This window comes from Curvibacter sp. PAE-UM, assembly GCF_001432305.1.
In the GTDB taxonomy this organism is placed as follows: Bacteria; Pseudomonadota; Gammaproteobacteria; order Burkholderiales; family Burkholderiaceae_C; genus Hylemonella.
In genome coordinates, this window is sequence record NZ_KQ483358.1 from 1723564 (window position 1) to 1740005 (window position 16442).

General features: G+C 64.1%; 20 protein-coding genes. 11 read left to right on the forward strand and 9 right to left on the reverse strand.

Annotation, left to right across the window (positions count from 1 at the left end; all coding sequences use genetic code 11):
• Positions 1–91: 91 nt before the first annotated feature.
• Positions 92–418, reverse strand: coding sequence for a hypothetical protein (locus AO057_RS08410; protein ID WP_057677228.1), 327 nt, complete (start codon positions 416–418; stop codon positions 92–94).
• A gap of 219 nt (positions 419–637) precedes the next feature.
• Here AO057_RS08410 and AO057_RS08415 point away from each other — a divergent pair, with 219 nt between their 5' ends.
• The gene (locus AO057_RS08415) at positions 638–1162 is read left to right on the forward strand and encodes a hypothetical protein (RefSeq protein ID WP_057675201.1); all 525 of its coding nucleotides are present in this window, start codon (positions 638–640) and stop codon (positions 1160–1162) included.
• Between the two features lie 21 nt (positions 1163–1183).
• On the opposite strand, the gene AO057_RS08420 is transcribed toward AO057_RS08415, so the two are convergent.
• The 8 genes from AO057_RS08420 to AO057_RS08440 are packed head-to-tail and all read right to left on the reverse strand — an operon-like array spanning position 1184 to position 6281.
• Positions 1184–1603 (reverse strand): OsmC family protein, encoded by a 420-nt coding sequence (locus AO057_RS08420; RefSeq protein ID WP_057675202.1) that lies wholly within the window; start codon positions 1601–1603, stop codon positions 1184–1186.
• On the reverse strand, positions 1600–1746 hold the full coding sequence (locus tag AO057_RS17465) for an addiction module protein (RefSeq protein WP_082605475.1): 147 nt from the start codon (positions 1744–1746) through the stop codon (positions 1600–1602). The genes AO057_RS08420 and AO057_RS17465 overlap by 4 nt, the downstream gene beginning before the upstream one ends.
• A 49-nt stretch (positions 1747–1795) precedes the next feature.
• The gene (locus AO057_RS17775; RefSeq protein WP_156404515.1) at positions 1796–1960 is read right to left on the reverse strand and encodes a hypothetical protein; all 165 of its coding nucleotides are present in this window, start codon (positions 1958–1960) and stop codon (positions 1796–1798) included.
• A complete protein-coding gene (locus tag AO057_RS08430) occupies positions 1924–2529 on the reverse strand; it encodes an AAA family ATPase (RefSeq protein ID WP_082605476.1) in 606 nt (201 codons plus the stop codon). Before AO057_RS08430 ends, AO057_RS17775 begins: the two co-directional genes overlap by 37 nt.
• Before the next feature lie 6 nt (positions 2530–2535).
• Positions 2536–2817, reverse strand: a complete 282-nt coding sequence (locus AO057_RS08435) for a DUF427 domain-containing protein (protein WP_057675205.1) — start codon at positions 2815–2817, stop codon at positions 2536–2538.
• The gene (locus AO057_RS17780) at positions 2814–3521 is read right to left on the reverse strand and encodes a hypothetical protein (protein WP_156404516.1); all 708 of its coding nucleotides are present in this window, start codon (positions 3519–3521) and stop codon (positions 2814–2816) included. Before AO057_RS17780 ends, AO057_RS08435 begins: the two co-directional genes overlap by 4 nt.
• Positions 3518–4153: a biosynthetic peptidoglycan transglycosylase gene (locus tag AO057_RS17470; protein ID WP_168163361.1), complete on the reverse strand. Its 636-nt coding sequence runs from the start codon at positions 4151–4153 to the stop codon at positions 3518–3520. The genes AO057_RS17780 and AO057_RS17470 overlap by 4 nt, the downstream gene beginning before the upstream one ends.
• Positions 4154–4193: 40 nt before the next feature.
• Positions 4194–6281 carry a glutamine--tRNA ligase gene (locus AO057_RS08440; RefSeq protein WP_057675206.1) on the reverse strand — a complete coding sequence of 696 codons (2088 nt, stop codon included), beginning with the start codon at positions 6279–6281 and terminating at the stop codon, positions 4194–4196.
• A gap of 68 nt (positions 6282–6349) precedes the next feature.
• Here AO057_RS08440 and AO057_RS08445 point away from each other — a divergent pair, with 68 nt between their 5' ends.
• From AO057_RS08445 to AO057_RS08490, 10 genes are all read left to right on the forward strand, one after another.
• The gene (locus AO057_RS08445; protein WP_057675207.1) at positions 6350–7444 is read left to right on the forward strand and encodes a hypothetical protein; all 1095 of its coding nucleotides are present in this window, start codon (positions 6350–6352) and stop codon (positions 7442–7444) included.
• 132 nt (positions 7445–7576) lie between these two features.
• Positions 7577–8029, forward strand: coding sequence for a hypothetical protein (locus AO057_RS18035; protein ID WP_057675208.1), 453 nt, complete (start codon positions 7577–7579; stop codon positions 8027–8029).
• A gap of 211 nt (positions 8030–8240) precedes the next feature.
• On the forward strand, positions 8241–9860 hold the full coding sequence (locus tag AO057_RS08455) for an efflux RND transporter periplasmic adaptor subunit (RefSeq protein ID WP_168163362.1): 1620 nt from the start codon (positions 8241–8243) through the stop codon (positions 9858–9860).
• Position 9861: 1 nt separating this feature from the next.
• Entirely contained in the window at positions 9862–10644 is a 783-nt protein-coding gene (locus AO057_RS08460) for an ABC transporter ATP-binding protein (protein WP_082605479.1), read from the forward strand.
• Positions 10641–11870, forward strand: coding sequence for an ABC transporter permease (locus tag AO057_RS08465; protein ID WP_057675210.1), 1230 nt, complete (start codon positions 10641–10643; stop codon positions 11868–11870). The genes AO057_RS08460 and AO057_RS08465 overlap by 4 nt, the downstream gene beginning before the upstream one ends.
• Positions 11871–12005: 135 nt before the next feature.
• Complete coding sequence (locus AO057_RS08470) at positions 12006–12248, forward strand: hypothetical protein (RefSeq protein WP_057675211.1); 243 nt, start codon at positions 12006–12008, stop codon at positions 12246–12248.
• A 138-nt stretch (positions 12249–12386) separates the two neighbouring features.
• Positions 12387–14012 (forward strand): ATP-binding protein, encoded by a 1626-nt coding sequence (locus AO057_RS08475; protein ID WP_057675212.1) that lies wholly within the window; start codon positions 12387–12389, stop codon positions 14010–14012.
• Positions 14005–14610 (forward strand): response regulator transcription factor, encoded by a 606-nt coding sequence (locus tag AO057_RS08480; protein WP_057675213.1) that lies wholly within the window; start codon positions 14005–14007, stop codon positions 14608–14610. The genes AO057_RS08475 and AO057_RS08480 overlap by 8 nt, the downstream gene beginning before the upstream one ends.
• Before the next feature lie 296 nt (positions 14611–14906).
• Positions 14907–15155: a hypothetical protein gene (locus tag AO057_RS08485; protein WP_156404518.1), complete on the forward strand. Its 249-nt coding sequence runs from the start codon at positions 14907–14909 to the stop codon at positions 15153–15155.
• Positions 15152–16402: a putative Na+/H+ antiporter gene (locus AO057_RS08490; RefSeq protein ID WP_057675215.1), complete on the forward strand. Its 1251-nt coding sequence runs from the start codon at positions 15152–15154 to the stop codon at positions 16400–16402. The genes AO057_RS08485 and AO057_RS08490 overlap by 4 nt, the downstream gene beginning before the upstream one ends.
• The last annotated feature ends 40 nt before the right edge of the window (positions 16403–16442 follow it).

Below are 16442 nucleotides of genomic sequence, written 5' to 3' on the forward strand. Positions count from 1 at the left end.
ACTGGGTGGTGTGGATGAGGTGGAAATGACTATAAGCGAGCCCCCGGCCCGGCCGGCGTGAAAAAAGCACGGCTTGCGCGCCCGGTGGCGCTCAGGCCTGCCAGACGCCAAAACCCGCCGAGCGCAAGTCGATGCCGATCTCGATTTCCTTGTCCACGGCGTCGTCGTAGCGCATGGGGTTGAAGCCCTCGTACAGATCGGGCAGCAGGCGCAGGCCGTATTTCGTCACGTAGCTGTTGGCCTGGATGCCGGCCATGTGCTTGTCGAAACGCACATCCGGGTCCAGGCCCGTCATGCCCACGTAGACGCAGGGCCTGCCGTCCACGTAGCCCGGGTTGTTCTTCCTGAACCTGGCCTCCAACAGCACGTCCTTCGACAGCTCGATGACGTAGACGTGGTAGTGGGGACGGCGGGCCATGGTGGAGGGGCGTTGCTTGCCCGCCATTATTGATGCGGGCCGCAAGACACGGCGGCTTGCTGTGCCGCCCTTGTTTTTCTGCCAGAAACCATGGCGCTGCGCAAAGCGGTAATAGTTCGCATCGTTATCGCGGCGATGTGTGAACTACGCCCGTGCGGGGGGATGCCAGATGCGCGCGGGCTGCCCATACTGACTCCATCGGCCTCTGAGGAGCACATCATGAAGTTGACCGCCCTGCTTGTTTTCGTCACCGCGCTTGCCGCTGGCGGACCCGCGTGGTCCGATACGGTGCGCCATCCAACGTCGGCCGAAACCTGGCTGGCCCAGCGCCAGGCGCAGGAGCAGCAGGACGACACCCGCTACCGGGTCTGTGACGCGCAGCGCGCCGACAACCCGGCCACCCGCAGCGTCGACTTCACCGCCGCCGGCCGCCGTTGCCTGATCGCCGCGCTGGGCCAGGCCGCCTCGGTGCAGGGCACGCTGGTGCTGCTGCGCAATGCCTCGGTGGCCCTGCGCAAGAACCCCGCGGATCAAGCACTGCGCAAGGCGGCACAAGGCGCCGTGGACCGGGCCCGCGTCAAGCTGGCCGCCGATCTGCCGGGCCTGCGCGAGCGTTTCAAGGAAGACGCCGCCGCGCTGGACCTGGCCGAGTTCTCCATCCACCTGCCGCAGCTGCATGAGCAGCAGCAACAGTGGCGGCTGAAGACCTACCTGGCAGCGTCGAAGGCATCGGGTCAGGACTGAACCGGCGCACAGCGCGCGCGGTCACTTGCGGCGCAGCGTGCCCGCCAGTTCGGTGCCGGGTGCCACGGTGTTGAAGACCGTGCCGTATTTCTTCACGTTCTCGTGCAGCAGGGCCAGGCGCTGCTCGCTCTCGTCCGTGTCCACGATGATCTCGTAGCGGATGCTCTCCATCTTGGGTGGCACGTCCTGGCGCACGCCGTCCACCACCACCTCCACGCCGCGCAGCTGGAACTTCAGGATGGGCACCACCCGCTCGATGCCCTTGACCATGCAGGCCGAGAGCGCGGCCAGCAACAGCTCGGCCGGGTTGAAGGCGGCGGGGTTGCCGGCCAGGTCCGTGTCCAGCGCGATCTCGGCGCTCTTGCAGACAGCGCGGCTGCTGTGCGCGTCCACGCGGCGGGTTTCCACGTGGAAGGTCATCTTGGCGGGAGGGGTCGTCATGCGTCCGTCTGCTTGATCGCGTATTTCGCCAGCACTTCGGCCAAGGGGATAGCGGGTAGTTCACCGCGGCGGTAGGCGGCCAGGCGATCCTCGGCCTCTTGGGCCCACAGCTCATCCAGGGTGGAAACTGGCGGGTTGCTCATTTCGTTACCTTCACACCCCTCCAGAAGACCGTGCGGCCTAAGCTTGATGTCAGCTGGCTTTGCGGGAAACCGTTTTGCTTGAGGCCATCGGCACCTTGACGCCAAAGGCCTTCGCAAGCCGCTGGGCGTTCTGTGCAGACTGCACCAAGGCCTTTTCGAGCGCCTTGGGGGAGGGCATCAGAAGCGATTCGCCATTTTTTGCAGTTTGTGCCATGTGGTGGTCTCGATGATGCTCAGATTATCACCTTCGTTGGTGGCAACCAGGCGAGCATGAGGTGTTCGCGAATTGTCAAAGATTGCCCAGCGGGATGCAAGCGGTGCGTAGAGGCTGAAAAAATTGGTGAGGCTGCGGCCAAAACGCCTGCGTACCACGTCGGTGGGAACATCATGACCGCCCATCGCCACGCGCGCCTTCACGCGGCGCACCGCCAGCTGTGCGTTCGCCAAGGAGAAGTAGTAGATGGCGACACCATAGCCCTGTGCCCTCAGGCCGCGCAGGAAAGGTGCGAACGTGCGGCTTGAAAGGGTGCTTTCAAACGCGAAGTCTTCTTTGGCCTCAGCCAACTGGTGCAGGCGCTCCAGCATGATGCGCCCGGCGGTGAAGGTCACCGTCTCGGTGTGTCGGCCCGATAAGCCACGGGCAATGAAATCGGCATTGACAAAAGTGGTGATGCCGAGCGTGGCCAGAATCGCATCCGCGTGTGTGGACTTGCCGGCGCCATTGGGGCCGGCAAAAACGACCACGCGCGGGGCGGGTTTTCGGCGGGGCCGGGCAGTTGCCATGACTGCCTATTCCTCGATCTTCACGCCCTTCCAGAAGGCCACGCGGCCCTGGATGAGGTGGGCTTCGGGCTTGGGCTCGGGGTAGTACCAGACGGCGTCGGGCAGCATGTCGCCGTTGACCATGAGCGCGTAGTAATGCGCCTCGCCCTTCCATGGGCAGGTGGTCTTGTGGTTGCTGAAGGTGACGTACTCGCGCTTGAGCGTGTGCTCGGGGAAGTAGTGGTTGCCCTCTACCAGCACGGTGTCGTCACTCTCGGCGATGACGGTGTTGTTCCAGGTGGCTTTCATTTTGCGCCTTCCGCGACTTGCTGGTTTAGTAGATTTGTTTTCAAAAGGCTTAGATTGAGTTTGAGTTGTCTAGCGAGGGCTTCCCAATTTTTGTAGACCCTTACAGACGAAGGTTTGACGATGTAGCCCTCAAGCTTCAGTTTGTCAATAATGATTGACATTTCATTGTGAATTATCGAGTTCAGAACATATTGATCAGCGGCTGGAATATGTTTTGTGTCGATCAGAATGTTGCGCCGAAGCTGTGCAGCAACAGTCTCTCGTGCATCTCTATATCTATCGGGCTGGTTAGTGGAGAAGGTGAACTTTCTCGCTTCTGAAGAGATCGCTTCGAATAGATCTGTATTGACGACAAATAGATCTAAGTCCGATTGCTCCCCGAAAGGGGCGCCAAATTTCTTTGGCGATGCCGAGAAGCCGATGTTTGCGCTACCGCTCAACCCGAATTCCCAAAGGGAAATACTACATCCTCCAATCGAGTTAATACGAGAACTGAGCCATGCTCTCAATGCTTGCCAAAGCATTGGTTTGTCTGCAAAAGCTGCTGGCGGTCGATCTCGAAAATATGCTTGGACTAGGTAGGGGAGCCTTTCTTCATCGATGCTTAATAGGAATCTTTTAAAAGAATTTGCATCAGACGAAATCCCGGGAAAGTTGCGTTCATTAACGCTTAGATCGAACTTTGTGTCGCGCAGGCTCTTCATCTTGGCATCCCATCATCTTGCATTAATTCAAGTATGTGATTGACTCGCGCTTCGATTTGCAGAGTTTGAAATTGGGACGGTCGGTGCGGCTCCGGGTACTTCAGTCGCGCAATGATTTCGGCAGCTTGTTTTCCTGAGAATGGTGCAACGTAGCCTAACCGATCAGTTGCTTGATTGATGCCATTCATCTTCCAGCCGAAGTAAGCCCTAAAAAGATAAAGCTTGATCTGATCGTTTTTGGATAAGAGGTCATCAGCTAGCGATGCCAGCATGATCTCTTTGAGTTTGCGACTGATTGAATAGCGATAGTCGCCAGAATAAACTCTTACCGGCTGTTGGGTAATCGTGCTGGCGCCTTCTATGCTTTTTCCGGTAGCAGCTCGATAGAGCGCGCGAGTAATGGAATAGAGATCAATTCCGTAGTGACTGAAAAATCTTCTGTCTTCACCTGCCACTAATGCCGTCGGGATAAGACCCAGGTCAAATGGCAGGAGTTTTTCGGCCGCTGATTTGCTGGCGGTAAGACGGGTTCTCAGCGCATCCCACTGAGCAGCATAAAAAATCCGCGCCGCAATTCGCGCGAACAAAGCTGCAAAGTAGTTGAGTGCTTTTACAAGTGCCGAAGATGCCAATTTGATTGGGTCAAGCTAGCTGTGTAACCGACCTGTTCCTCTATTTCCCCCAACTATCCTTCAAACCGGTGACACGGTTGAAGACGGGCTTACCCTTGCCATGGTCCAGCCGGTCCGCCACAAAGTAACCATGCCGCTCGAACTGGAACTTGTCGTCCACCGTGGCCTGGGCCAGTGAGGGCTCCACATAGGCGGTGACGGTCTTCAGGCTGTCCGGGTTCAGGCTGGCCAGGAAGTCCTTGCCGCCGGCATCGGGCTGTGCTTCGGTGAACAGGCGGTCATACAGGCGCACTTCGGCGGCCACGCCGTCGGCCACGGCCACCCAGGTGATGGCGGCCTTGGCCTTGACGCTGTCGGCACCCGGGGTCCCGCTCTTGGTGCCGGGGATGACCTTGGCGTGCACCTCGGTTACTTGGCCTGCCGCATCGCGTAGACAGCCGGTGCACTCGATCACGTAGCCGCCCTTGAGGCGCACCACATTGCCGGGGAACAAACGTTTGTAGCCCTTGGGTGGCACTTCTTCAAAGTCTTCGCGTTCGATCCACACCTCGCGGCCGATCAGGAAGCGGCGCAGCGCGGGGGCCACCTGGCCTTCCTCCACGTGGGGCAGTGCGGGCAGCGTGCATTCCTCGGTGGTGTTGTCGCTGCCAAAGGCTTCGGCCCAGTTGGAGAGCACCAGTTTCACCGGGTCCAGCACGGCCATGCCGCGGTGGGCCTTGTTCTCCAGGTCTTCGCGCAGGCAGCCTTCCAGCGTGGAGTAGTCGATCCAGCTGTAGTCCTTGGTGACGCCGATGCGTTCGGCAAAGAGCTGGATGCTCTCGGGTGTGTAGCCGCGGCGGCGCAGGCCGACTATTGTTGGCATGCGCGGGTCGTCCCAGCCGCTCACACGCTTTTCCGTCACCAGCTGGGCCAGCTTGCGTTTGCTGGTGATCACGTAGGTGAGGTTGAGGCGGGCGAATTCATGCTGGTGCGGCAGCAGGAAGACGTTAGGGCGCTGGCCGTCCAGCGCGTGGGCCAGCAGGGGGGTGAACTGCGCGGTGTCCTTCTTGAGCAGGGCGAAGAAGGCGGGCAGGTCGTGCAGCACGGCGTCGGGGTTGTGGCCCCACTTGGAAAACATCGTGCGCAGCTGGGCTTCGGCCTCGCTGGCAAAGAGCTTGTCGGCGTGGTTGTGGCAGTGCAGGGCAAATTCCTTGCCGGCTTCCAGGCCCTGGCCTTCGATCTTCTCGATCAGCTCCCTGGCATGTGCAAACTGCGGCGCGCGCAGGATGGGGACGATGCGCTCCAGCGTCCAGTCGTAGAAGGGGCGCTGGTCTTCGAACTCCAGCGTACAGATGCTGTGGGTGATGTTCTCCAGCGCGTCCTCGATGGGGTGGGCGAAGGAGTACATGGGGTAGATACACCAGGCGTCACCCGTGTTGTGGTGGGTGGCGCGACGGATGCGGTAGATGGCCGGGTCGCGCAGATTGATGTTGGGGCTGGCCATGCTGATCCTGGCGCGCAGCACCATGCTGCCGTCGGCATGTTTGCCGGCGCGCATTTCGCGGAAGCGGGCCAGGTTCTCGGCCGGGGTGCGGTTGCGGTACGGGCTGTCGGTGCCGGGCTTGCCGAAGTCGCCGCGGTTGGCGCGCATCTCCTCGGGCGTCTGCTCGTCCACATAGGCGTGGCCCGTCTCGATCAGGTACTCGGCGGCGCGGTACATGAAGTCGAAGTAGTTGCTGGCGTAGTAAAGGTGGCTGTCGCCATGGGCGTCCCAGCCGAAACCCAGCCACTTCACCGCGTCGGTGATGGAGTCGACGTACTCCTGCTCTTCCTTCTCGGGGTTGGTGTCGTCGAAGCGCATGTGGCACACGCCGCCGTAGTCGCGCGCCAGGCCGAAATTCAGGCAGATGCTCTTGGCGTGGCCCACGTGCAGGTAGCCGTTGGGTTCGGGCGGGAAGCGGGTGCGGATGCGGGCCGGGTCGGCTACGCTGCCGGCGGCCTGCTCATGCTCGGTGGCGGTGCCGGGGGCATGGCCCCAGCGGCGGCCGCTGTAGGTGCCGGCGGCCAGGTCGTGCTCGATGATCTGGCGCAGGAAGTTGCTGGCTTTGGCGGGGGCTTCTTTGTTCTCGGGGGTGCTGGGCTTGCTCATGAAGCCATTTTAGATGCCGCTCCCCGGGCCGTGCGGGCTTGCTACCATGCACGGCACAGGAGGGCGCCATGAGCGAACCGCAAAGCGACAGTGTCACCGTCTCCCCAGCCGATCTGCAGGCCGCCGTGCACGACGGGCTGATCACCGGCAGCCAGTCGGCGGCGCTCTGGGCGCGCTGGGGGCAGCAGGTCCGGCCGCCGGCTGCGGCGCCTGCCGGGCTGGCCCCGGGGCCGCGTTTCGGCTTCACCAATGTGCTGTATTACTTTGGCGGCATGGTGGCCATCGGGGCCATGACGCTGTTCATGACGCTGGGCTGGCAGCAGTTCGGCGACTGGGGCCTGCTGGCCATTGCCCTGGCCTATCTGGTGGCCAGCCTGCTGGTGGCCGACAACCTGAAGGGCCGGGGGCTGGGCACGCCGGCGGGCATTCTGGCCACGCTGGCGGTCTGCCTGGTGCCGCTGGCGCTGTGGGCCCTGCAAAGCGGCCTGGGCCTGTGGCCGCCGGGCGGGCCGCAGAGCTACCGGGCCTATCACACGCACATCGACTGGCGCTGGCTGACGCTGGAGTTCGGCACCCTGGCCGCCGGGGTGGTGATGCTGTGGCGCTACCGACTGCCTTTCATGGTGATGCCCATCGCGGTGACGGTCTGGTACATGTACATGGACGTGGCCAGCCTGCTGATGCAGCAGGCCAGCTTCGACTACCGCTTCATGCGCGACATGTCCCTGGTCTTCGGCATCGGCACCTGCCTGATCGCCATGTGGGTGGACACACGCAGCCGCCTGGCCCAAGAGGCCGAGTGGCGGCAGGACTACGCCTTCTGGCTCTATATCTTCGGCGCCCTCATGTTCTGGGGCGGCCTGAGCCTGCAGAACTCGGGCTCGCAGCTGGGCAAGGCCCTGTACGCGCTGATCAATGTGGGCCTGATCTTCGGGGGCGCGGCCATCGGGCGGCGGGTGTTCACCGTGTTCGGGGCCCTGGGGGTGGCGGGTTACCTAGGCTACCTGTCGCACCGCATTTTCCAGAACAGCATGCTGTTTCCGTTTGCGCTCACTCTCCTGGGGCTGGCCGTGATTGCGCTGGGGATCTGGTGGCAGCGGCATGAACAGGCCATCGAGGCACGGCTGGGCGGCTGGCTGCCGGCGGGGCTGCGGCCGCGCTGACATATAAGCCGCGACTTCAATAGGCGGGTTACATCCCGTAACCTCCTTCACCGGCGCTTCGCAGCCGGGCCGGGGGTGAGGGCGTTGAGGGTACAGGGCAGCCCACCGGCGGCCCGGTAAAGGAGAACCTTCATGACGAAACAAGCCAAATCTTCCGCTGCTGCCCTGGCCCTGGTGGCCGCACTGGGACTGGGTGCCAGCGGTGCCGCCCAGGCCGGGCACGACGATGTGGATGTGTTCTGGTCCATCGCCATGTCGCAGCCGGGCATCCATGTCGGCGTGAGCAATATGCCGGCGGCGCCGGTGGTGGTGCACGAACGCCCCCATGTGCATGCGCGGCCCATCTATGTGCCCCCGCCCCGCGTGGTCTACCTGCCCCCGCATCCGGTACACCGCGTGCACCCGGGCTACTACGGCCATGGTTATGGCCATTGGAATGACCGTCACGACCGCCGGGATGACCGCCACCATGGCCGCCACGACGATCGCCGCCGCGGCGAACACCATGCCCAGCGCGGCGGTGACCGGGGCGACAGGGGCCAGGGCGGCCGAGGCCCTGAGATGCACATGGGTAACCGACGGTGATATCCTGCGGTTGAGCTGCGGTCCTCCCCCGCAGCTGATCGTGCCTTTGCACGGTCATTACACGGCGCTCTTACGAGCGCCGTTTTTTATGGTGCCGCCAGGCCTGGCTTGCCTGCGTGGGCCGGGAAGCAGCAGTCGGGTTTGCCGCGTCTTTACACAGGCGACACCTGCCCACGGCACGGGACATGGCCTTCTTCCTACAATCGGCCGTATGAAAAAGACATATCTGGCGGCGGGCGCAGTGGCACTGGTGCTGGTGGGAGCCCTGGGCTGGTGGTGGACGCAGCGCGGCGGCGGCACCGAGGTGCAGTACCGCAGCGGCAAGATCGAGCGCGGGCCGCTGCAGTCGGCGGTGTCGGCCAGCGGTTCGGTGAGCCCGGTGACCCAGGTGACGGTGGGCACGCAGGTGTCGGGCCAGATCAAGGACCTGTATGTGGACTTCAACTCAGAGGTCAAGGCCGGCCAGCTGCTGGCCGTGATCGACCCCGAGACGTTTGAGTACCGCGTGCGCTCGGCCCAGGCCGACGTGGACGCCGCCCGTGCCGTGGTGCTGACCGCCCAGGCCAATGTGGTGGCCAGCCGCGCCCAGGTGTCGCGCGCGATGACCGACCTGGCCGAGGCGCGCCGCACGCATGAGCGCAACCTGATGCTCGTGGGCAAGGGCTTCATCGCGCAGAGCACGGCGGACCAGTCCAACGCCCTGGTCAACACCAGCAATGAATCCGTGAAGGCGGCCGAAGCCCAGCTGGGCGTGACCGATGCGCAGGTGAAAAGCGCGCAGGCCAGCGTGGCCCAGCGCGAGGCGGCGCTGGCGCAGGCCCGCATCGACCTGGCGCGCACCCGCATCACCTCGCCGGTCAACGGCATCGTGATCAAGCGCGCCATCGAAAAGGGGCAGACCGTGGCGGCCAGCCTGCAGGCGCCCGAACTCTTCGTGATTGCGCGCAACCTGCGCGACATGCAGGTGGAGGCCAGCATCGACGAGGCCGACGTGGGCCGCATCCGCAACGGGCAGAAGGCCAGCTTCACGGTGGACGCCTTCCCGGGCCAGACCTTCGAGGGCCAGATCTCGCAGGTGCGCAAGGCCGCGCTCAATGTCTCCAACGTGGTGACCTACGTGGCCGTGGTGACCTTCTCCAACACCGACGGGCGCCTGTTGCCGGGCATGACGGCCAATGTGCGCGTGGTGACCGACATGCGCGACAACGTGCTCAAGATGCCCAATGCCGCGCTGCGTGTGCGCATCGCCGGCGTGGAGCCGGCGGCGACCGCGGCTGCTTCAGCCTCGCCCGCGCCGATGGATGCGGCCTCGGCGCCGGCCGCCGCACCTGCTGCGCCCGCCGCGGCCGGCGCCGCCAATGCGATAACGGAGTTCCGCAACCGCCTGGTGCGCGAACTGCAGCTGAACACGGCGCAGACGGAGAAGGTGGACGCCATCTACGCCAGCGCCCGGCCGAAGTTCATGGCGCTGCGCGAGTTGCCCGAGGCCGACCGCAGCAAGGCGCGCGAGCGCATCACCGCCGACATCCGTGCGCGCATCGCCGAGGTGCTGACGCCCGAGCAGAAAAAACGTTACGCCGAGATGCAGGCCGAACTGGCGGGCCGCACCATCACCCGCGGGCGCATCTACGTGCTGGGTTCCGATGGCAAGCCGAAGGCGCTGAACGTGCGCCTGGGGATCACCGACGGCAGCCAGACCGAGCTGGTCGTGGGGCCCAACTCGCCGGAAGCGGCCGAGCTGAAAGAGGGCGCCAGCGTGATCACCGGCGTCAGCGGCGCGGCCGGCGGCACGGCGCGCCCGGGCGCCACCGGCCCGCGGATGATGTTCTGACATGACGCTGATCGAAGCGCGCGCGCTCAGCAAGACCTACACCATGGGCAACACCACCGTGCACGCGCTGCGCGAGGTGTCGCTGGACATCGCCGAGGGCGAGTTCGTGGCCATCATGGGGGCTTCCGGCTCGGGCAAATCCACGCTGATGAACATCCTGGGCTGCCTGGACCAGCCCAGCAGCGGCCAATACCGACTGGCCGGCGAAGAGGTGGAAACCATGACGCCGGAGCAGCTGGCGTCCATCCGCAACCGGCGCATCGGTTTTGTCTTCCAGCAGTTCAATCTGCTGCCGCGCACCAGCGCGCAGGAGAACGTGGAGTTGCCCATGGTCTATGCCGGCGTGAAGTCGGCCGAGCGCAAGGCACGCGCCCTGGCTGCGCTGCAGACCGTGGGCCTGGGCGAGCGCTGGCAACACACGCCCAGTGAACTCTCGGGCGGGCAGCAGCAGCGCGTGGCGATTGCACGCGCGCTGGTGAACAACCCGCAGCTGATCCTGGCCGACGAGCCCACGGGCGCGCTGGACACCAAGACCAGCGAAGACATCATGCGCATCCTGGCCGACCTGAACGCCCGGGGCATGACGGTGGTGCTGGTCACGCACGAGGCCGACATCGCGGCCTGGGCGCGCCGGCGCCTGGTGTTCCGCGACGGGCAGATCGTGGAGGACGTGCGCCAGCCGGGGCATGCGCCGACCGCCACCGTTCGCCCTGAGCTTGTCGAAGGGCCCGTGGAGGCAGGGCTTCGACAGGCTCAGCCCGAACGGACCGGAGTGACTCCATGAACTGGTTCGCCGCTTTCCGCACGGCCTGGCGCGCCCTGGCCGCCAACACGCTGCGCAGCATCCTGACCATGCTGGGCATCATCATCGGTGTGGCAGCGGTGATCACCATGATCGCCGTAGGCAGCGGCGCCACCGAGCGCGTGCAGGAGCAGATGAAGGGCCTGGGCTCCAACGTGATGCTGGTGCTGCCGGGCAGCCTTTCCGCAGCCGGTGTCCGCCAGGCGGCGCAGACGCGTTCGCGCTTCACGGAAGAGGATGCCGAGGCGATTGCCATCGAGATCCCCGAGGTGCAGGCCTCGGCGCCGTCTTCGCGCACCACGGCGCAGGCGGTGGCGCAGAACGCCAACTGGAACACCAATATCTTCGGCACCACCAACGACTACCTGGAGGTGCGCGACTGGTCGCTGGAGAGCGGGCGCCTGTTCGAGGCGGCCGAGCAGTCGGGCTCGGCCAAGGTGGCCTGGCTGGGGCAGACGGTGGTGCGCGAACTCTTCGGCGACGATGACCCGATCGACCAGGTGATCCGCGTGCGCGGCGTGCCCTTCACCGTGGTGGGCGTGCTGGCACGCAAAGGACAGAACAGCATGGGGCAGGACCAGGACGACGTGGTGATCGTGCCCATGTCCACCTTCCGCAACCGCATCTGGAACGCGGGCGGCAACGTCAAGCGCATCTGGACCATCCACGTCAAGGTGCGCGAGGGCCAGAGCATGAAGCTGGCCGAGGAGAGCGTGCGCGAGCTGCTGCGCCAGCGCCTGAAGGTGCCGCCCGGCGGTGACGACACTTTCAATGTGCGCAACCTGTCGGAGATCCTGCAGGCGCAGGAGGAGGCCAGCCGCATCATGACGCTGCTGCTGGCGGCGGTGGCCGGCATCAGCCTGGTGATCGGTGGCATCGGCATCATGAACATCATGCTGGTCAGCGTGACCGAGCGCACGCGCGAGATCGGCCTGCGCATGGCGGTGGGCGCGCGCCCCAAGGACATCCTGGCGCAGTTCCTGATCGAGGCGGTGACGCTCTCGCTCTTCGGCGGCGCCCTGGGTGTGCTGCTGGGCGGGCTGGCGACCTGGGGCGTGGGCGTGCTGGCCGGCTGGAACGTGAACATGTCGCTCGGCGCCATCGTGCTGGCCGTGGGCTTCTCGGCCCTGGTGGGCGTGTTCTTCGGTTTCTACCCGGCGCGGCGGGCCGCGCACCTGCTGCCGATCCAGGCATTGCGTTACGAGTAGGCCGGGAAAAACCACACCGCCAGGAGACATATTGATACAGGGCCTGTGTCTGTCCGCGGCAGAATAGGCGGGTCAGCAGATGAGGAAATCAAAGTGCCCAGGTTCAGACCCAGCGGCTGCGGATTCGAGCAGTCCATGCAGCAAGTCCAGCGAGTGGAGGACTTCCGCCAATTGCTCCAGGTCATCTCTTCCTACGTGGGCCGCAAGGTCAACCCCGAGGAGATCAAGATGGACCCCTACGGCATGGACCCCCGCAACCGATGGGACACCTGGGCGGTGATCCTGGTGGACGTCGGCCCGATCGGTTTCACCAACGCCTGCCTGGACCCGAACTTCAACCCGGAACAGAGCCAGTTCTCGGGGCTCGCGCCGCTGTAGGGCCTGCCGCCCGCTGCCTTCTCATCGGCGGCGTGTTGCATGAGGCCTGGGGCAACCCGGCGGCACGCAGCCTTGATGTCTGGGTGGCGCGCAAGTCACGCGCCAGGGCCATCCCGATTGGATGGAGAATCGGGCTCCATGAGCAACATGCACCCGACGGCCACGCCGCCAGCTTCGCTGGGGTTTTCCTGGCTCGTGGGGCTGGGCTACGTGCTGCTGTTCGTGCTGCTCGACTGGGCGAGCTACATCCGGCCGTTCCAGGGCCTCAACATCACGCCCTGGAATCCACAAGCGGCGCTCGCTGTCGGCTTGCTCCTGTGGAACAGGCGCTGGATCTGGATGGTCTGGATGGGCCTGCTGGCTGCCGAAGTGGTGGTGCGTGGCCTGCCCGCGGACGGGTTGGCACTTCTGACATCAACGGGTGCGCTCTGCCTGGTCTACGCCGCCATGTCCCAGGGGCTGACGACCATGCTGGGACGTCCGCCTGCGCTGGCCACACGGCGCGACCTCCTCTGGTTCACAGGCATCCTGGTGGCCGGGGCACTGCTCAATGGGGTGGTCTATGTCACGACCTTGTCGGCAGCCGGGCTGGGGCCCACCGGCCCGATCTACGAAGCCATCATGAGGTTCTGGATCGGCGATGCCGTGGGTCTTGTCGTCGTGCTGCCGATGCTGCTCGTCCTGATGAATCCATCGCGTCGTGCCGCCCTCGTTGCATCCCTCAAGAGTCCGCGCTGGTGGGGCGTCACGGTTCTTCTGTGCCTGCTTCTGTGGATCGGCTTTGGCCGCTCCGGGCCGGAACACTACAGGTACTTCTACCTGCTTTTCCTGCCGGTGGTATGGATGTCTGCGCAGCTTGGGGTGGTGGGGGCCGTGCTTGCTTCCGGCCTCACGCAAATCGGACTGATCATCGCCGTTCAGTCACTGCCTCACCAGGACCTGGCGGTTTTCGAGCTTCAGGTGCTGATGGCGGCCGTTTCCATGACCGGCCTGCTGCTGGGTGTCGTGGTGGACGAGAGGGCCCGGGCCGCCGTGGAGCTTCAGAGCAGTCTGCGGCTGGCGGCGGCCGGTCAGATGACGGCGTCGCTGGCGCATGAATTGAGCCAGCCGCTCACGGCCTTGAGCAACTACGCGCACGCATGTCAGATGCTGGCGGCCGAATCGCGCGGGCTGCGGGCGGAGGAGCGCGATCGCCTGGTCGAGGTGACCCGGCGCATGGTGGAGGATGCGGCGCGTGCAGGGGCGGTGGTCAAGCGCCTGCGCGACTTTTTCAGAACCGGTTCCACCCATCTGGAGGCTGTGTCGCCGGCCGCCCTCCTCGGTGAGGCGATCGATGCGCATACGCGTCGCGCCGATGTGCTTCAGATCCGGATGGAAAGCCGGATAGAGGAAAAATTGCCTGCGGTGTGGATCGATCCGATCCAGATTGCCGTCGTGTTGCGAAACCTGATTGCAAATGCCATAGACTCCGCCTCTTCTGCGGGCAGGAGCGGGCACATCCTGGTCAGCGCCGCGATCGCTGATGACGAATTGCGGATCGAAGTACAGGATAGCGGCCCTGGCGTTGACACCGCCCGGGTGCAAACCCTGTTTGAGCCCGGCGCATCAGACAAGCCGGGTGGCATGGGCATCGGTTTGAGCATCTGCCGCGCGATCGTCGAGGCCCATGGCGGCAGACTCTGGGTGGAAACCGGGTCTGGCGGGCGTTTCTGCTTTACGCTGCCCATGGATAAGGAAGGTCATTCCGGAGTGACAAATGCATAAAGAGACGGTGTTCATTGTCGATGACGATGCATCGGTTCGAGATTCCCTCTCGCTCCTGCTCAGCCTGCAGGGGTATGTCTCGGCGTCGTTCGCCAGCGCTGAAGATTTCCTGAGTGCGCTTCAGCCGGATTGGCGGGGCTGCCTGGTGGTTGATGTCCGTATGAACGGCATGTCCGGCCTGGAGCTTCAGCGCTGCCTGCAGGAACGCGGGCCGACCTTGCCCGTCATCGTCATCACAGCCCATGGGGATGTGGCTGCGGCCCGGCAGGCATTTCTGGCAGACGCCGTTGATTTCATCGAGAAACCTTTCGATGGAAAACAGATCCTCGATGCACTCGCGAACGCCTTTGCCAGCTTGCGGGCGGTGGCCACCGCCCAGGAGGCGAGCGTGGAGGCGACCCCGGTGCGAAGCCAGCTCTCGACACGTGAACGCGAGGTCATGAAGCTGATCGTCGAAGGGCTCCATAACCGCCATATCGCCGACAAGCTGGGCATCAGCCCCCGGACGGTGGAAGTCCACAAGGCGCGCGTGATGGAAAAGCTGGGTGTGCAAAACATCGTTGAACTCGTCCGCCTGGCAGACAAGGGCCTGATCTGAGAACCCCGGTCAAACCGCAGCGGCGCCAGAGGCCTGCGTGATCCCCGTACGTGATAAGCGTACGTTGGTGCCCGAATTTCCTTTTGTGCCGCTGATGGATAACCTCAAGCTGATCCGAGGTTCAAGGTCAAGAACTGACAACCTCTTATCCAACGGAGGTTCAGCGTGTTCGGCAGGCAAGGCGTATTCAACCAGGATGGCAGGCACTTCCGTGTCTCGGCAAACCTATGATCCGGCTCTGGTTGGTGCTGTTGCCCGAGCTTCGGCAGTTTCCTGAGGGAAAACAGGACAAGGCGTTGCAACTTGCGCGCGGCTGCGAACTGGAGCCCCTGGAGCTCATCGGCATCGCGGTCTGGCTGGTGCCGGTGATGACACTCGCCAAGTACATCCTCAGCCAGGCCTCGCTGGGCGAGGACGCCTTTGCAACGCTGGTGATGAATGTCTTTGTCGTTGTGCCGCTGCTGGCCGCAGTGTTCGCACCCATCCACATCCGCCGCCTGCGCCGCGGCCTTCGCAAGCAACTGACGCAGCAGGGCCGGACGTGAGTGTGATCGAGTGGGTTGGCGCAGGGCTTTTCGCCCTGGCTCTGGTGCATACGTTTTCGACGAAATTCTTCGAACGGATGGCGCATCGCCGGCCGGACCATGCCGGCATCTGGCACCTGCTCGGCGAAGTGGAGGTCGTCTTCGGCTTCTGGGCCATGGTGCTGGTGCTGGCCATGGCGGCCCTGCAGGGTACCCAGGCGGCGACCAGCTATCTTGATTCGCGGAACTTCACCGAGCCGATGTTCGTCTTCGCGATCATGGTCGTCGCTGGCAGCCGGGCCGTTTTGCAGCTGGCCCGTAGCAGTGTGAACGCCATCGCCCGGTTCATCCCGCTGCGAGGCGGTATGGCGTTCTATTTCGTCGGGCTGTCGTTCGTGCCGCTGCTCGGCTCTCTGATCACCGAGCCTGCAGCCATGACCTTGGCGGCACTGATGCTGCGGGAGAGGATCTTTGGTACCAACGCCTCGACCAGGCTGAAGTACGCCACCTTGGGTGTCTTGTTCGTCAACATCTCCATTGGGGGTACGCTCACGTCCTTTGCCGCCCCGCCGGTCCTGATGGTGGCTTCCAAGTGGAACTGGGACAGCTGGTACATGTTCGCGCACTTCGGCTGGAAGGCGGCCATCGCCGTCGTGATCAATGCCCTGGTCACGACACTGGTCTTCAGGGGCGAGCTTTCCCGTCTGTTGCGGACCGTGCCGGCGACCGAGAAGAATCTGCCCCTGTGGGTCGGCGGGCTGCACATCCTGTTTCTGGCGGGTGTGATTGCATTTGCCCACCATCCTGCCGTTTTCATGGGGCTCTTCCTGTTCTTCATGGGTTTTGCAGCGGCGTACCCGCAATTCCAGGACCGCCTCATGCTGCGCGAAGGGCTGCTCGTAGCCTTTTTCCTGGCTGGCCTGGTGGTGCTTGGCGGGCAGCAGCAGTGGTGGCTTGAGCCGCTCCTCAGGGGCATGGACTCCACGACCGTGTACTTTGGCGCCACGGTCCTGACGGCTGTGACCGACAATGCCGCGCTTACCTACCTCGGCTCCCTGGTCGAGGGTCTGAGCGACAGCTTCAAATATGCGCTCGTGGCCGGCGCCGTGACAGGGGGTGGCCTGACGGTCATTGCCAATGCCCCGAACCCTGCCGGCTTTGCCATCCTGCGTGGCAGCTTTGAAGACGAGGCCATCCACCCGTTGGGACTGCTCGTGGCGGCGCTGCCGGCGACATTCACGGCGATACTGGCCTTCCAGCTGCTGTGACACGCAAGGGCCGCTGACGCGTCTTGCGCTGTGCTGCCGG

Bases quoted from the DNA above. Each gene is read 5' to 3' on its own strand.
- AO057_RS08410 (WP_057677228.1), bottom strand. From the start codon at position 418: ATGGCCCGCCGTCCCCACTACCACGTCTACGTCATCGAGCTGTCGAAG.
- AO057_RS08415 (WP_057675201.1), top strand. From the start codon at position 638: ATGAAGTTGACCGCCCTGCTTGTTTTCGTCACCGCGCTTGCCGCTGGC.
- AO057_RS08420 (WP_057675202.1), bottom strand. From the start codon at position 1,603: ATGACGACCCCTCCCGCCAAGATGACCTTCCACGTGGAAACCCGCCGC.
- AO057_RS17465 (WP_082605475.1), bottom strand. From the start codon at position 1,746: ATGAGCAACCCGCCAGTTTCCACCCTGGATGAGCTGTGGGCCCAAGAG.
- AO057_RS17775 (WP_156404515.1), bottom strand. From the start codon at position 1,960: ATGGCACAAACTGCAAAAAATGGCGAATCGCTTCTGATGCCCTCCCCC.
- AO057_RS08430 (WP_082605476.1), bottom strand. From the start codon at position 2,529: ATGGCAACTGCCCGGCCCCGCCGAAAACCCGCCCCGCGCGTGGTCGTT.
- AO057_RS08435 (WP_057675205.1), bottom strand. From the start codon at position 2,817: ATGAAAGCCACCTGGAACAACACCGTCATCGCCGAGAGTGACGACACC.
- AO057_RS17780 (WP_156404516.1), bottom strand. From the start codon at position 3,521: ATGAAGAGCCTGCGCGACACAAAGTTCGATCTAAGCGTTAATGAACGC.
- AO057_RS08440 (WP_057675206.1), bottom strand. From the start codon at position 6,281: ATGAGCAAGCCCAGCACCCCCGAGAACAAAGAAGCCCCCGCCAAAGCC.
- AO057_RS08445 (WP_057675207.1), top strand. From the start codon at position 6,350: ATGAGCGAACCGCAAAGCGACAGTGTCACCGTCTCCCCAGCCGATCTG.
- AO057_RS18035 (WP_057675208.1), top strand. From the start codon at position 7,577: ATGACGAAACAAGCCAAATCTTCCGCTGCTGCCCTGGCCCTGGTGGCC.
- AO057_RS08455 (WP_168163362.1), top strand. From the start codon at position 8,241: ATGAAAAAGACATATCTGGCGGCGGGCGCAGTGGCACTGGTGCTGGTG.
- AO057_RS08460 (WP_082605479.1), top strand. From the start codon at position 9,862: ATGACGCTGATCGAAGCGCGCGCGCTCAGCAAGACCTACACCATGGGC.
- AO057_RS08465 (WP_057675210.1), top strand. From the start codon at position 10,641: ATGAACTGGTTCGCCGCTTTCCGCACGGCCTGGCGCGCCCTGGCCGCC.
- AO057_RS08470 (WP_057675211.1), top strand. From the start codon at position 12,006: ATGCAGCAAGTCCAGCGAGTGGAGGACTTCCGCCAATTGCTCCAGGTC.
- AO057_RS08475 (WP_057675212.1), top strand. From the start codon at position 12,387: ATGAGCAACATGCACCCGACGGCCACGCCGCCAGCTTCGCTGGGGTTT.
- AO057_RS08480 (WP_057675213.1), top strand. From the start codon at position 14,005: ATGCATAAAGAGACGGTGTTCATTGTCGATGACGATGCATCGGTTCGA.